At 60.2% G+C, this 14,188-nt stretch carries 12 protein-coding genes and 1 tRNA gene; 4 read left to right on the top strand and 9 right to left on the bottom strand.

Annotated features, from left to right (window positions below; genetic code table 11):
• Window positions 1–165 precede the first annotated feature (165 nt).
• Complete coding sequence (locus tag BM399_RS07600; protein WP_092866768.1) at window positions 166–801, bottom strand: TetR/AcrR family transcriptional regulator; 636 nt, start codon at window positions 799–801, stop codon at window positions 166–168.
• Window positions 802–904: 103 nt separating this feature from the next.
• On the opposite strand from BM399_RS07600, the gene BM399_RS07605 reads away from it, so the two are divergent.
• The 3 genes from BM399_RS07605 to BM399_RS21120 all read left to right on the top strand — a co-directional run bounded on the left by BM399_RS07605 (window position 905) and on the right by BM399_RS21120 (window position 3,800).
• On the top strand, window positions 905–1,828 hold the full coding sequence (locus tag BM399_RS07605) for a glutaminase (protein WP_092866770.1): 924 nt from the start codon (window positions 905–907) through the stop codon (window positions 1,826–1,828).
• Window positions 1,829–2,328: 500 nt separating this feature from the next.
• On the top strand, window positions 2,329–3,420 hold the full coding sequence (locus BM399_RS07610) for a DUF3300 domain-containing protein (protein WP_092868111.1): 1,092 nt from the start codon (window positions 2,329–2,331) through the stop codon (window positions 3,418–3,420).
• A gap of 23 nt (window positions 3,421–3,443) precedes the next feature.
• Entirely contained in the window at window positions 3,444–3,800 is a 357-nt protein-coding gene (locus tag BM399_RS21120; protein ID WP_177228080.1) for an HAD family hydrolase, read from the top strand.
• A 144-nt stretch (window positions 3,801–3,944) separates the two neighbouring features.
• Here the strand turns inward: BM399_RS21120 and BM399_RS07620 are convergent.
• The 5 genes from BM399_RS07620 to BM399_RS07640 form a co-directional block, all read right to left on the bottom strand.
• Window positions 3,945–4,019 (bottom strand) — tRNA-Glu (locus tag BM399_RS07620).
• Between the two features lie 110 nt (window positions 4,020–4,129).
• On the bottom strand, window positions 4,130–5,962 hold the full coding sequence (gene recJ, locus BM399_RS07625) for a single-stranded-DNA-specific exonuclease RecJ (RefSeq protein WP_244531146.1): 1,833 nt from the start codon (window positions 5,960–5,962) through the stop codon (window positions 4,130–4,132).
• 212 nt (window positions 5,963–6,174) lie between these two features.
• The gene (gene glpX, locus BM399_RS07630) at window positions 6,175–7,176 is read right to left on the bottom strand and encodes a class II fructose-bisphosphatase (protein ID WP_092866776.1); all 1,002 of its coding nucleotides are present in this window, start codon (window positions 7,174–7,176) and stop codon (window positions 6,175–6,177) included.
• A 35-nt stretch (window positions 7,177–7,211) separates the two neighbouring features.
• A complete protein-coding gene (locus tag BM399_RS07635; RefSeq protein ID WP_092866778.1) occupies window positions 7,212–8,537 on the bottom strand; it encodes a homoserine dehydrogenase in 1,326 nt (441 codons plus the stop codon).
• A 9-nt stretch (window positions 8,538–8,546) separates the two neighbouring features.
• A complete protein-coding gene (locus tag BM399_RS07640; protein ID WP_092866780.1) occupies window positions 8,547–9,773 on the bottom strand; it encodes an LL-diaminopimelate aminotransferase in 1,227 nt (408 codons plus the stop codon).
• 402 nt (window positions 9,774–10,175) lie between these two features.
• Here BM399_RS07640 and BM399_RS07645 point away from each other — a divergent pair, with 402 nt between their 5' ends.
• Window positions 10,176–11,984, top strand: coding sequence for a PHA/PHB synthase family protein (locus BM399_RS07645; protein WP_092866782.1), 1,809 nt, complete (start codon window positions 10,176–10,178; stop codon window positions 11,982–11,984).
• A 57-nt stretch (window positions 11,985–12,041) separates the two neighbouring features.
• On the opposite strand, the gene BM399_RS07650 is transcribed toward BM399_RS07645, so the two are convergent.
• The 3 genes from BM399_RS07650 to BM399_RS07660 form a co-directional block, all read right to left on the bottom strand.
• Window positions 12,042–12,362, bottom strand: a complete 321-nt coding sequence (locus BM399_RS07650; protein ID WP_092866784.1) for a hypothetical protein — start codon at window positions 12,360–12,362, stop codon at window positions 12,042–12,044.
• Window positions 12,363–12,383: 21 nt separating this feature from the next.
• The gene (locus BM399_RS07655) at window positions 12,384–13,673 is read right to left on the bottom strand and encodes an O-acetylhomoserine aminocarboxypropyltransferase (RefSeq protein ID WP_092866786.1); all 1,290 of its coding nucleotides are present in this window, start codon (window positions 13,671–13,673) and stop codon (window positions 12,384–12,386) included.
• 88 nt (window positions 13,674–13,761) lie between these two features.
• Window positions 13,762–13,968, bottom strand: a complete 207-nt coding sequence (locus BM399_RS07660; RefSeq protein ID WP_092866788.1) for a hypothetical protein — start codon at window positions 13,966–13,968, stop codon at window positions 13,762–13,764.
• Window positions 13,969–14,188 lie beyond the last annotated feature (220 nt).

Here is a 14,188-nt window from a genome sequence, read left to right on the forward strand (position 1 = left end):
TTGAAGCGTCTAACTTCCCTAGGGGTGGCAAGTTGACACGCGTTTATTGATCAGTCAATCAATTTTGACTGCACGATCAATCTATGCGCTTTTGAGCAGGATTTTTTGGTCTTCAGGGGGCAACGAATGGGCAACGAGGGATCGCATCAAGCGGGCGGTATTGCGCTATCCGCGGTATCCGACAAAGGCCCAGAAGGCTTTGCGAAAGGTATCTACCGCAGCGTCAATATCGAGCTTCGGCTGAATGATGGAGCGCACCATGATGCCGTCAAGATGCGTCGACGCGAACTCTGCGGCAGCTTGCGGAGATGTGTCGTTGAATAGCCCCGCGCGTTGTCCTCGGCGAATTGTCTTGCTCAAGATCTGAATCTCGACGTCGTAAAATTTTTTGACAACATCATCCAAGAGGCGGCTTTGCGACTGCGAACTCGAATAGTCCATAAGAATTTTCACGAGCCGGCGGATATCTTCCGCAAGCTCGACGTGCATCTGAAACCAGTCGTTGATCAAGTCGACCGGCTCGGAGTGCTTGCTCGCAACCTGCTCATAGTTTCGCATCGCAGTCGCGACTGCCTCTTCAAGAGCTGCGCGAAACAGGGCTTCTTTGTCCTCGAAATAATAATAGAGAAGAGACGTCGGAACCTCGGCCAGGCCCGCGATGTCCTTGATCGTAATTGCGGAATAATCCCGCTCCGAAAAAAGGTTCAGCGCCGCCGAGAGGATCTTCTGCCGCTTGGCCAATCCCTCTTTATGACCGGCATCCTTTTGTGTTGCCTTGGTCGCCCGCGTCCTAGTCGTCATCGTGTGCGTACGTCCCTAATTCCCGAATGCGACCGCGCCAATGCAACGAGATGCTCACAGAAACTAACGTTCATGGGATGCCACCGGACAGGCACGCCGATTCATGCCTAACCTACAGCAGCTTATTGAAAATATATACGCTGAGCTTCTGCCACAGCTGGGAGCCGGCAAGGTTGCGGATTACATCCCGGAGCTGGCCAAAGTCAATCCTCGCAAGTTTGGCATTGCCGTTGAGACGATCGACGGCGGTTCATATTTCGTCGGCGATGCAGAAGAATCGTTCTCGATTCAGAGCATTTCAAAGGTTTTCGGCCTGACGCTCGCGCTCGGCAAACACGGAGATGCTCTCTGGCGGCGCGTGGGGCGGGAACCATCGGGGAGCAGTTTCAATTCGATTGTGCAACTCGAGCACGAGAACGGCATTCCGCGAAACCCCTTTATCAATGCCGGCGCTATTGTGGTCTGCGATGCCATCCTGGCTGGCCACCGTCCCAAGGAAGCCATCGGTGAAATCCTCCGATTTGTTCGCCAAATTGCCGATGACGACACGATTGTCATCGATCCGGCAGTCGCGCAGTCGGAGCAGAAAACAGGATATCGCAACTTCGCTCTCGCGAACTATATGCGGTCGTTTGGAAATCTAGGGCACCCGCCTGATCTCGCACTCGGCGTCTATTTCCATCAATGCGCAATCTCGATGACTTGCCGGCAACTCGCTCGGGCAGGTTTTTTCCTCGGCAACGGAGGGCGCATGCAGAACGGTTTTGCTGTGATCCCGCGCGAACGTGCCCGGCGTATTTGTGCGTTGATGCTGACGTGCGGTCATTACGATGCGTCGGGCGATTTTGCGTTCCGCGTCGGACTGCCCGGCAAAAGTGGCGTGGGCGGCGGTATTCTTGCCGTTGCACCGGGCGAGGCCTCGGTTGCCGTTTGGTCTCCCGGCCTAAATCGTTACGGCAATTCCGAGCTCGGAACGCACGCGCTCCAATTGCTCGCGGAACGCACAGGGTGGTCGGTATTCGGCTAACACGGTTCAATACCGACTGGCCGGCTTTATTCGCCTAAAAATCAATTCTTAATTTTCGACCGGCATTCATCACGAAGGCCGGATTGCCGCGCTGCCGCGACGTATTCGTTTGACTATTCGAGGTGCCCGGCGTGACATCCGTCACGGACGACGGGCAGGTCACTACGCGTTACCAGCGACTGGTTATGCGTATTTATCATCTATTTTCGACGCCGAAGGCAAACATCCTCGCAGCCGGACATTGGGCCGGTCGCGCGCTCGGACGCCTCGATCATCGCCCAAGCCCAAGCGTTGTAACGAGAACAATGAGCGCTGTCGAAAGATTGGCTGCGCCTTCAAATACAGTAACCACGTTGAGCGTGCGCGCGGGCACCATCGTGGTGCCTGGCGGCCGATCCGCCGCGCGCCGCGACGAACTGTCAACACGTCAACCTTCAACGCCTGGGCTCGATGAAGCAAGCGAGCGCATTTCGAAGGCTAACGACCGCAGGAGGGAGTTTATGAAAACAGTATTGATGTCTTGGTTGGCGTTGCTTGCCCTTGCAATCAGCGGCCCCACACCTTTGCGAGCGGATGACCAAAAACTTTCCAAGCAGCAACTCGACCAGATGCTGGCGCCAATCGCGCTTTATCCGGACGATCTGCTCTCGAACGTTTTGATGGCGTCTACCTATCCGCTCGACGTCGTCGAGGCGGAAAGGTGGCGGAGCGCTCCAGAAAACGCCAATCTTCAAGGGAACGCGCTGGTCGACGCGCTCAAATCAAAAGATTGGGATCCGAGCATCAAGGCGCTCGCGCAGTTCCCCGATGTCCTGAAGATGATGAGTGATCAGCTCGATTGGACGCAAAAGCTCGGCGACGCATTCCTTGCCCAACAAGACGACATCATGAGCGAGATCCAGCTTCTGCGATCGAAAGCAGAGGCGAGCGGACATCTGAAAAGCAATTCACAGCAAACCGTCTCGCAAGACGACGGTGCGTATGTCATCCGGCCTGCCAATCCCGATACTGTATACGTCCCGGTCTATGAGCCGTCAGTCGTGTATGGTCCGTGGTGGTATCCCGATTATCCGCCCTATTACTGGGGCTATCCTGGTGCGGTGTTCACCGACGGATATTTCTGGGGCGCTGCCGGCATCGCGATCGCCGGCGGCATCTGGGGCTGGAACCACTGGGACTGGCACCACCGTCATATAAACATCGATGGGAATCGCTGGAATGCGATCAACGGCGACCGCCACCGCTTCACGAACAACGTTTGGAAGCACAATCCAAATCGCACCGGGCGCGTCCCGCGTGGGGACAAGAACTTCAATCGCGCCGATATCGAGCGACGTCTGCAGAACAACGGCCGCCCCGCGGTCAATAACAATACGCGCGATCGCGGCGCGCAGTTGAGAAACAACGGACAGCGCGTTTCAAAAGTGAGGGATGGTGGCGGCAAGTCGTTCAAGTCCCGCAGCAGTTCGGGTAGCCGGAACTTTGTCAAACAAAGGCAGCCTCAGTCCTTCCGCGGAGGCCAGCGTGTCCAGCGGCAGGCGTTTCAGGCCAATCGTGGTGGCGCGAGGCGTGGCGGCGGCAGAAGGCGGTGAGGCCGTCAGATACCCCGGGTGATGTGAACCAGTGCGGCGATGAAGGAAGGTCAGAAATTCCGTTGGAGCTATCGTCTTGGAATGATGGTGGAGCCAAGCAGCAGATCATCAACTTCGTCGGCAGGGTGACGAAGAGCGGCGGTGCGGACTTCGTGCCTCAAGCACAACGCATCGCCGTCTTTGACAATGACGGCACTCTCACGTGCGAGCTGCCGATTCATGTTCAGGCGCGGTTTCTCCGCGATCGCATCAAGGCACTCGCTCCCGAACATCCGGGATGGAAGGAAAAAGGATGGGCGGTTTTGCAGCCTGTCGACGAGCTGGTATTTGGGGACCTCCACCCAAACCCATGCGCTTCTGGATGCATTGTTGAGCGCTGAGTGGGATGCGTTGTCGGACGCTATGCAAGACGCATAACCGGGCGCCGACTAGGAATTGTTGCGCAAGCTGCTGCGCCGCTTTGAGCTTCTCTTGAAATTCAACGCGAAAATCGAATTTTTATATGTAAACCAATATGTTGTAGATGGCGCTCCCTAGGGGAATCGAACCCCTCTTTTCAGAATGAAAATCTGACGTCCTAACCGATAGACGAAGGGAGCGGCCGGTCGGCTTGAGGAGGCACCCTATAGTCGGCTTTGCCCGTCTTTGGCAAGCCGACCGCGCACGCATTTTTTGCGACAGGATGGGCATAATCGACGCGGGTCATATTTTACTGGCTGCGCGGGTCGGCGGCGTCCTCAATTTGCAGCTCGATGCGCTCGCGGCCGCCCCAGGTATCGCGCCGCAGGTGGCCGGCGACGTGAAGCGGCATACCGCTCGCCGACATCAAAAGATCGCCCAATGGTTGCCCGGCGGCCCGGAACGCGACGCCATCGAGTCGCGCGCCATCGCCGCCTTCGAGAATGACGCGGATGTGGGCTTCTGCGATGAGCTTGCCGAATTTGACGCGATGTGCCGGCAACGCGAAACGCGCTTCCGAGTTGCCCTGCCCGAACGGGCTGACGCGCTCAATCAGATCCATCAGCTCGCGAGTCGCTCCGGACGCAACGATCGAGGCGTCGATGTCGAGATGCGCGGTATCGCCCACGCCCTTTGCAGCCGAGCCGAGGTGGCCGAGCAGAAACTGCTCGAGCGCCGGGAGGCCGTCTCTACCGACCGTCAGGCCGGCTGCCATCGCGTGGCCGCCGCCCTTCGCCAGCAGGCCAGCAGTCACGGCCGCGCGAATTGCGGCTCCGAGATCGATGCCGGGGACGGATCTGAGCGAGCCCGTACCCATTGCCGAGGCTTCCCAGGCGATGACGCACGCCGGTCTGCGAAACCGTTCGACAAGGCGGCTGGCGACGAGACCGACGACGCCCTTATGCCACGTCTCCGAAGCAACGATGAGGATTGCACGCGAGGGATCATCGGCCACCTGACGATCGGCAATCGCAAGCGCTTCTTCCAGCACGAGCGTCTCGATGTCCTTGCGTTCCTTGTTGAGCCGATGGAGCAGCTCGGCGATGCGTTGTGCTTCGACCGGGTCCGATGTCGAGAGAAGCGTCGCCCCCAGCGCGGCATTGCCGATGCGGCCGCCTGCGTTGATGCGCGGCCCGAGAATGAAACCCAGATGATAGGGCGTCGGCGCGACCGTCAGTCCTGCAGCGTCTGCCAATGCGGTCAGGCCGACGTTCTCCCTCGCGCGCATCACGGCGAGGCCCTTTTTGACGTAGGCGCGATTGAGCCCGATCAACGGAACGACGTCTGCGACCGTTGCGAGCGCCACGAGATCGAGCGACGCCAACAGGTCGGGTTCGCGCGACGCGCCGTAGTAACCGCGCTTGCGCAATTCCCGCGCCGTCGCGACGAGCACGAGGAACACAACGCCGGCGGCACAGAGCATCCCCTGCCCTGAAATGTCATCCTGGCGGTTCGGATTGACGACCGCCTGGACCTCCGGCAGCCGCTCATCCGCCTGGTGATGGTCGATGATGACGACGTCGGCGCCGAGCTTGCGCGCGACCGCCAGCGGCTCGTGACTCGTCGTTCCGCAGTCGACAGTCACGATGAGCTTTGCGCCCTCGTTGACGAGCGTTTCGATGGCGGCCGCGTTCGGTCCGTAGCCTTCGAAAATGCGGTCGGGGATATAGATGCGCGCGGGGGTATCGTGATGCTCGAGAAAGCGCTTCATCAGAGCGGACGAACACGCGCCGTCGACATCGTAGTCGCCGAAGATCGCGACGTTCTGTTTCGCTTGGACAGCGTCGGCGAGGCGCGCTGCTGCCTTCTCCATGTCGCGCAGCGAACTCGGATCGGGCATCAGCGCTTTGAGCGATGGATCGAGAAAGGTCGCGACGTCATCGAGCGCCACGCCGCGCGCTGCGAGAACGCGGCCCATCAGGTCCGGCAGTCCGTGGCGCTGACTTATCGCCGTTCCGAGCGGCCTTAAGTTTTGCGGCAAACGCTCCCGCCAGGCGAACCCGCGTGCGCTTTTGCCGACGCCGAGAAACGCACGCTCTTCGGCGCCGCCGTCCAAATCAATCGCCGCGAGATTCGTGCGCAATCGAGTGCCCCTTTTATTTGCGCACGGCGACTCTCGTTCCGAGAGCCGGCCGCCGTGCGCGGCCTTCCTTGACTCACAGCGACACCGCTGCGCGGAGCGGGCTGCCGTGCGCATTTGATGAGGTTCAGGTTGTAGGTCGATTCGGTCGGGGCGGCGGCAGGCAGCTCGCGTTGTATCCACAAAATATGCGAGCCGCCGATGCCGGCGAAGCGTTACATGAACCGCGATCCGACGTTGCGGACGGTCGACTTGATGCGGCGGACGGTGCCCGTCTTCGAGCGCATCACGACCGTTTCGGTCTCGGCGAAATCGCCGCTGATCCTGACGCCCTTCAGCAGTGAGCCGTCGGTCACGCCGGTCGCCGAGAAGACGACGTCGGCCGATGCCATGTCCTCAAGCTTGAACTTCCGGTTGATGTCGGTGATGCCCATTTTCTCGGCGCGGATGCGTTCCTCGTCCTTCATCGGTACGAGGCGACCCTGGATCTGGCCGCCGATGCAGCGCAGTGCGGCGGCTGCGAGGACGCCTTCCGGAGCGCCGCCCGAACCCATGTAGATGTCGATCCCCGTCTCCTTGGGGTCCGTCGTCCAGATGACGCCTGCGATATCGCCGTCCGGAATGAGCTGCACGCCGGCGCCGGCTTCACGGACGGCGCGGATCAGTTCGGCGTGGCGCGGCCGGTCGAGAATGCAGGCCATAATCTCATGGATCGGCACGCCCTTCGCCTTGGCGAGGTTGGTGAGATTTTCTGCGGGGGATGCGTCGAGATCGACGACGCCTTCGGCATAGCCGGGGCCGATGGCGATCTTGTTCATGTACATGTCGGGCGCGTGGAGCAAGCCGCCCTTCTCGGCGATCGCGAGGACGGCCAGCGCGTTGGGCATCGATTTCGCGCAGATGGTCGTGCCTTCGAGCGGATCGACCGCGATATCGACTTCCGGCCCCTCGCCCGTTCCGACTTTCTCGCCGATGTAGAGCATCGGCGCTTCGTCCATTTCACCTTCGCCGATGACGACAGTGCCCCGGATCTCGACGCGGCCGAGTTCGCGGCGCATGGCATCGACCGCCGCCTTGTCGGCCGCCTTTTCGTTGCCGCGGCCACGCAGGTGCGCCGCCGCGATTGCTGCGGCTTCAGTGACGCGGGCGAGCTCGAGCACCAAAATCCGATCGAGACCCGGCCCGTGAGTGCCGTTCGATTGCTCAGCTCTGCTCATATTCTTGTCCTTCTCGCGGGGGCTAAATGTGAATCCTAAAGCTCTTCAATTCGTATCATCTGCGGACGCTCGGTGACGTTGCCGTCCTTCTCGATCGTTTCGAGAGCCAAGCGCATCGCTTCTTCGGTCGTCTCATGCGTGATGATGATGACCGGCTGATCCGCGCGGTTCTGGACCCGCGAGCTACCGCGCGGCGCATGCAGCGTCTGCGGGCGGTGTTGTACGATACTTTCGAGCGAAATTCCGCGGTCGCCCATGCTTTTCGCGACGTTAGCCATGGCGCCGGGCTTATCGTAAAGCGCCAGCCGGACGTAATAGGACCCGTAATGCTGGTCGAGCTTGGCGCGGCGGTGCGCTTTCAGCTGCGCGACGGGCGTGACGAACGGCGGCACGACGAGACCACGCGCTATATCGAGAATGTCTCCCGCGACGGCCGACGCGGTCGGCTTCGCGCCGGCGCCCGGGCCGACGAGCAGGATATTGCCGGAGAAATTACCGTCGATCGCAACGGCGTTCGTCACACCGGAAACTTCGGCGATGGCGGAATCCTTGTTGATCAAGACAGGCGAAACGCGGGCTTCGATGCCGCTTTCGGTCTCCATCGATACGCCAAGCAGCTTGATGCGATAGCCGAGACTGTCGGCCGCCTCGATGTCCGCCTGGGTGATCGACTGGATGCCCTCGACGTGGATCTGCTCGAAGGCGACCCTTGTTCCGAAGGCGAGGCTCGTCAAGAGTGCGAGCTTGTGAGCGGCGTCGAAGCCGCCGATGTCGAATGTCGGATCAGCCTCGGCATATCCCAGCGCCTGCGCTTCCTTCAGGACATCGTCGAAGGCACGATTTTCACTCTGCATCTGCGTCAGGATATAGTTGCAGGTGCCATTGAGGATGCCGTAGACGCGCTTGACGCGATTGGCGCCGAGAGCTTCGCGCAGCGTCTTGATGACCGGAATGCCGCCTGCGACCGCCGCCTCGAAATTCAATGCGACGCCGTTCGTCTCGGCGAGACGCGCAAGCTCGACGCCATGCTTTGCGAGCAGCGCCTTGTTGGCGGTGACGACATGCTTCTTGGCGCTGAGTGCCGCTTCAACCGCGGCCTTCGCGACACCGTCTTCGCCACCGATCAGCTCGACGAAAACGTCGTTCGAAGGATCGCGCGCGAGGGCGACGGGATCAGCGAACCATTCGACGCCATCGACCGCAATGCCGCGCTCCTTGGATTGGTTGCGCGCGGAGATGCCGGTGACGCGAATCTCACGACCGATAATGTTCGCGACGTGAGTGCCGTTGGCCTGAAGAAGCCCCAGCAGGCCACCGCCAACCGTGCCAAGTCCGGCTATACCAAGTTTGAGAGGTTTCATGGCTGATGATTATCGGCTTGCGGATTTTCTGGGATGAGACACGGGCTGCGTAGGTTCGGCTGATTCCGAAAAGAGCTTTTTGATCGATCGCGCAGCCTGACGAATGCGCTGCTCGTTTTCGACGAGAGCGATGCGAATGAACCCCTCTCCATATTCGCCGAAGCCGATACCGGGCGATACGGCGACATCGGCTTTTTCGATGAGCAGCTTCGAGAACTCGACCGAGCCCAGATCGCGATAGCGCTCAGGCACGGGGGCCCAGGCGAACATCGTGGCGGGCGGAGGCGGAACGGGGAAGCCTGCCTTGCCGAAGCTCTCGACGAGCACATCGCGGCGGCTCTTGTACATCGCGCGAATTTCGTCGACGCACTCCTGCGGACCGTTGAGAGCGGCCGTGGCCGCAACCTGGATGGGCGTGAAAGCGCCGTAGTCGAGATACGACTTCACCCGCGCGAGCGCGCCGATCAGCCGTTCGTTGCCGACTGCGAAGCCCATACGCCAGCCCGGCATGTTGTAGGTTTTCGACAGCGACGTGAATTCGACGGCGATGTCCTTGGCGCCCGGCACCTGCAAAATGGAGGGCGGCGGCACGCCGTCGTAATAGAGCTCGGCGTAGGCGATGTCCGACAGAATGATGATGCCGAGCTTCTTTGCGAGCGCGACGGCTTCTTTGTAGAAGTCGAGGCCCACAACCATCGCCGTCGGATTGGACGGGAACGAAATCACGACCGCCAGTGGCTTCGGAATCGAATGCTTTACCGCGTGCTCGATGGCGCGAAGAAAATCGTCGCCGTTGCTCGCCGGGAGATGGCGGACGGAGGCGCCTGCGATGATGAAGCCGAAGGTGTGGATCGGATAGGTCGGGTTGGGCACCAGAACGACGTCGCCCGGCGCGGCGATGGCCTGCGCGATATTGGCGAAGCCTTCCTTCGATCCGAGCGTCGCCACGATCTCGGTTTCAGGGTCGAGCTTCACGCCGAAACGCCGTTCATAGTAGGCGGCCTGCGCCTTGCGCAGTCCGGGTATGCCTTTCGACGCCGAATAGCGATGCGTGCGCGGCTTATTGATCGTTTCGATGAGCTTGTCGACGATATGCTGCGGCGTCGGCATATCCGGGTTGCCCATGCCGAGATCGACGATGTCAGCGCCGCGCGCGCGTGCCGCCGCCTTCAAACGGTTCACTTCCGCAAAGACGTAAGGGGGCAGGCGCTTGATGCGGTGGAACTCTTCGCTCAAAGATCTTTACCCCTCGGCGCCGCGGCACAGGCGGCAGTTAGTTTTGGCTCTCGCGCGAAGTTCGAAAGTCTCGGCTGGAAACAAATCCGACCGGGCGCTTCTTCGCGATAAGGCCCGGCGATTGCCTCTTTACGCTTGCGCCCTACGTCCCGTCCAGTCCGCAGCGCGCCGCAACATGCAACGGCCTCAAATCCCGACTCCCCCAATTATTTTTCGCATCGCGGGAGCAAACGTGCCGCGGCCACGGTAATGCCATCTCTGCTTACCTAATCGGAAACGCCGGCATGTCCGATTCGCCCTTGATTCGGCGTCTGCCTTGACTGCACTGTCGGTCAGGGTTTCGGCAGAAACGGGCCCTAGCCTGCGTCGACGGGTCAAGAATAGAAAGCCTCTGAAGTCGCCATGCCGCAAGACAGCCACGAGCAGCCGCCCCCCTTCTCTCCGTATCATATCTCGGACCCCGAAACGTTTGCGTCGAACCTGCTCAAGGCGTTCGAACGGGGAAGCGCGGCCTTTGCTCAGCTCGCCGAGCGCCCCGACTCGAAAATCGGGCCCTACACACCGGCGAGCGAGTTTTCCGCGGCCACCGAAACGATTTCGGCGCTGGTCAGGAAATGGCTTGCCGATCCGGTCAAGCTTTCCGAGGCGCAGGGGGAGTTCGTCAGGCAGTTCGCGGCGCTTTGGAACAACGTGCTTCAACGCATGATGGGGTTCGGCGTGCCGCCGCTCATTCAGCCAGCCGCCGGCGATAACCGTTTCAAAGATCCGGAATGGGACAACAACCCGTACTTCGACTTCTGTAAGCAGGCGTATCTCCTTGCCTGCAAGTGGGCAGAGGATCAATTGGCCGCGACTCCGGACCTCGAGCCTTACGAGCGCCACCGCGCCGAGTTCTATTTGCGGCAGCTGACGAGCGCCTACTCTCCGTCGAATTTTCCCGTGACCAATCCTGAAGTCTTACGGGAGACGATTGCGACCAATGCTCAGAACCTGCTCAACGGGGCGAACCTGCTGGCTGAGGATTTGAAGCGTTCGGGCGACCTGATGAAAATCAGCCAGACCGATCCCACCGCATTCGAACTCGGCCGCAACCTTGCGACGACACCTGGGAAGATCGTTTTTCAGAATGCGCTTTTGCAGCTCATTCAATACGCCCCCACTACGGAGCAGGTTCGTTTCCGGCCGTTGATCATGGTGCCGCCGTGGATCAACAAATACTACATCCTCGATCTGACGGCCTCGAAGAGCCTCATCAAGTATGTGGTGGATCAGGGCTTCACGGTTTTCGTCGTGTCGTGGGTCAATCCGGACGAGCACCTCGCCGATAAGACGTTCGAAGACTACGTGCTCGAAGGCATTCTGGAAGCGGTGCGCGCCGTTCAAGAGGAGACGGGCGTCGAGCAGATCAACGCGCTCGGCTATTGTGTCGGTGGCACGGCGCTTTCGACGGGACTCGCTTACCTCGCCCAGCGCGGCGAAGAGCCTTTCAAGTGCTGCTCGCTGTTGACGACCCAGGTCGACTTTTCGCTCGCCGGCGATCTGCTTCTCTTCACCGACGATTCGCAGCTCGAGGGCCTCGACGCGCTGATGAACGAGCGCGGCTTTCTCGACGGCTCGCGCATGGCCAACGTCTTCAACATGATGCGGCCGCGCGACCTCATCTGGCCTTACGTGGTCAACAACTATCTCCTCGGTAAGAAGCCGTTCCCGTTCGACCTCCTTTTCTGGAACCAGGACTCGACGCGGATGGCGGCCGCCAACCACAAATATTATCTGCGGGAGTTCTATAACGAGAACCGGCTCGCGAAAGGCGAGATGATGCTTGGCGGCATCAAGCTCGACCTCAAAAAGATCAAGCTGCCGATCTTCTCGGTCGCAACGCGCGAGGATCATATCGCGCCGGCCGCTTCCGTATTCCGTGGCATTCAAATGTTCGGCGGACCCGTCGAGTTCGTGCTCGCCGGTTCGGGGCATATCGCGGGCGTCGTCAATCCACCCGAAAAAGTGAAGTACCAGTACTGGACCGGCGGCAAGGCGATGACGAACGTCGCCAGTTGGGAAGCATCAGCCACGGAGCATCCCGGATCGTGGTGGCCGTACTGGATCGATTGGCTGTCGCAGCAGTCCGGCGGCTGGGTTCCAGCGCGCGTACCGGGAGCGAAGCTCGGCATCATCGAGGATGCGCCCGGTTCTTACGTCAAGGCTCGCTAGGCTTCGATTTTGGCGGCCTGCGGCGGCCTTTTCGCCGCAGGTTCGCCCAACAGGCGATCAAGCCAGTTCGAATTCGCCTTCGTAGTCGACGGGCCAGAGCACGGTAAACTCTTCGCTGTCGATCGCTCGGAACGCGACGGCGTTGACGTCGAGTTCGTCGGCCGCGTCTTCGACGATCGGCTCGATCTTTTCCCAGACCTTCGCTGCGTTCTTCGCGAGCAGGATGAGATTGATGACGCCGTCTCCCGGCTCGTGACCGTCGACTTCAGCCGAGGTCGAGTTGCCCAAGGCTTCGATCAGGCGATCCTCGAGCGCGATGACCCTCTCGAGAGTGTCGTCGTCGTCGCCCTGAAATTGGAGGACAAGCTGATGGTTCATGGTTCCTTTCCCTACCGGCGTCTAAACGGCATTGAGCGCCTGTTCGAGATCGCCGATAATGTCGTCTATATCCTCGATACCGATCGATAGCCTCACAACGTCCGGCCCCGCCCCGGCGGCTATCTGCTCGTCATCCTGTAGCTGCCGGTGCGTCGTCGATGCCGGATGAATGACAAGGCTTCGCGTATCCCCGATGTTGGCGAGAAGACTGAAGAGCTTCAACCCCGAAACCAGCTTCACGCCCGCTTCATATCCACCTTTGACGCCAAAGGTGAAGACGGCTCCCGCACCTTTTGGACAAATCTTTTTCTGGACTTCGTGGCTCGGGCTCCCCTCAAGCCCAGCGTAGCTGACCCAGGCAATTTTGGGATGGGCAGCGAGCCACTTCGCAACGGCCAGAGCGCTGTCCGACTGGCGTTGCATTCGCAGCGGCAATGTCTCGACGCCGGTCAGCAGGAGGAAGGCGTTGAAAGGTGAGATCGCGGGGCCGAGGTCGCGCAGTCCGAGGACGCGGGCTGCGATCGCAAAGGCCATCGGGCCGAAAGCTTCCGCCAGCTTCACGCCATTGTAGGAGGGGTTTGGGTCGACCAGCGATTTATAGCGATGGCGGCTTCCCAGCCAGTCGAAGGTTCCGCAATCAACGATGGCCCCGCCGATCGAGTTGCCATGGCCGCCGATGAACTTCGTGAGGCTATGGAGAACGATATCGGCGCCGAAATCCTTAGGCTTGCAGAGGTAGGGGGTCGCCAGCGTGTTGTCGACGATGAAGGGAACGCCTGCCTTTTTGGCGATCGCCGCAATGGCTGGAAGATCAACGACAATTCCGCCGGGATTGGCGATGCTCTCGCAGTAGATGGCCCGCGTGCGGGGCGTGATCGCGGCGGCGATGGATGCCGGATCCGTGGCATCGGCCCATGCGACCTGCCAGCCGAACTTCTTGAACGCGTGATTGAACTGATTGACCGAGCCGCCGTAGAGCTGCCGTCCCGCCACGAACTCGTCACCCGGCTCTAGAAGCGTGTGGAACGTCAGGAGCTGCGCTGCATGCCCGGACGCGACCGCGAGTGCCGCTGAACCGCCTTCAAGCGCTGCGAGGCGTGCCTCCAGCACCGATTGTGTGGGGTTCGTTATGCGGGTGTAGATGTTTCCGAACGCCTGCAGCCCGAACAGCGCCGCGGCGTGGTCGACATCGTTAAACACGTAGGATGTAGTCTGGTAGATCGGCGTTGCGCGCGCGCCGGTCGTCGGATCAGGTGTCGCCCCTGCGTGAACTGCAGCAGTCGCAAATTTCTGGGTTGGTGTGGACGACATAACCTTTGGCTCCTGGTCGCGAAGTTGCCGCGAAGGAGGAGCCGAGTCAGGCCTAGCCTGTCAACTGGTTAAGCTCGTCAACACCAAATCAAAGTTTTGCGAATTGCCCGGCAATCCCGCAGTGCCACTTCTGAATGGTCCAGTTGGGGTGTTCCCCGATCCACTTCGCCATCTCGATCTGGCCGGTCGACATGCACTGCTGCGCGCTGACGTTTTCGCCCTCGAAATTCAGGGTGACATCTCTGCAACGGGACGGCTGATCAACCATGCAGACGGCGACGACAAGCTCAATCATAGGACCTCCAGGTGTAGATCTCACGACCGCTCGTTAAAGCGGTCCGTTAAGCCCTGGGCGGTTTCCTCAAGTCTGCTTTTTGTTCATGCGCGGGAAGAATAGGCAAAGTATGAAGGAAATAATGCATTGCACAAGAACGCGGCTGTCGCAGTCCTTGCCTATTTCGACATCACGTTAAATTTGTCGCGGGAATGTTGCTAAAACACCCCGCATCGAGCAG

It is taken from the genome of Hyphomicrobium facile, from assembly GCF_900116175.1.
Classification (GTDB): domain Bacteria; phylum Pseudomonadota; class Alphaproteobacteria; order Rhizobiales; family Hyphomicrobiaceae; genus Hyphomicrobium_B; species Hyphomicrobium_B facile.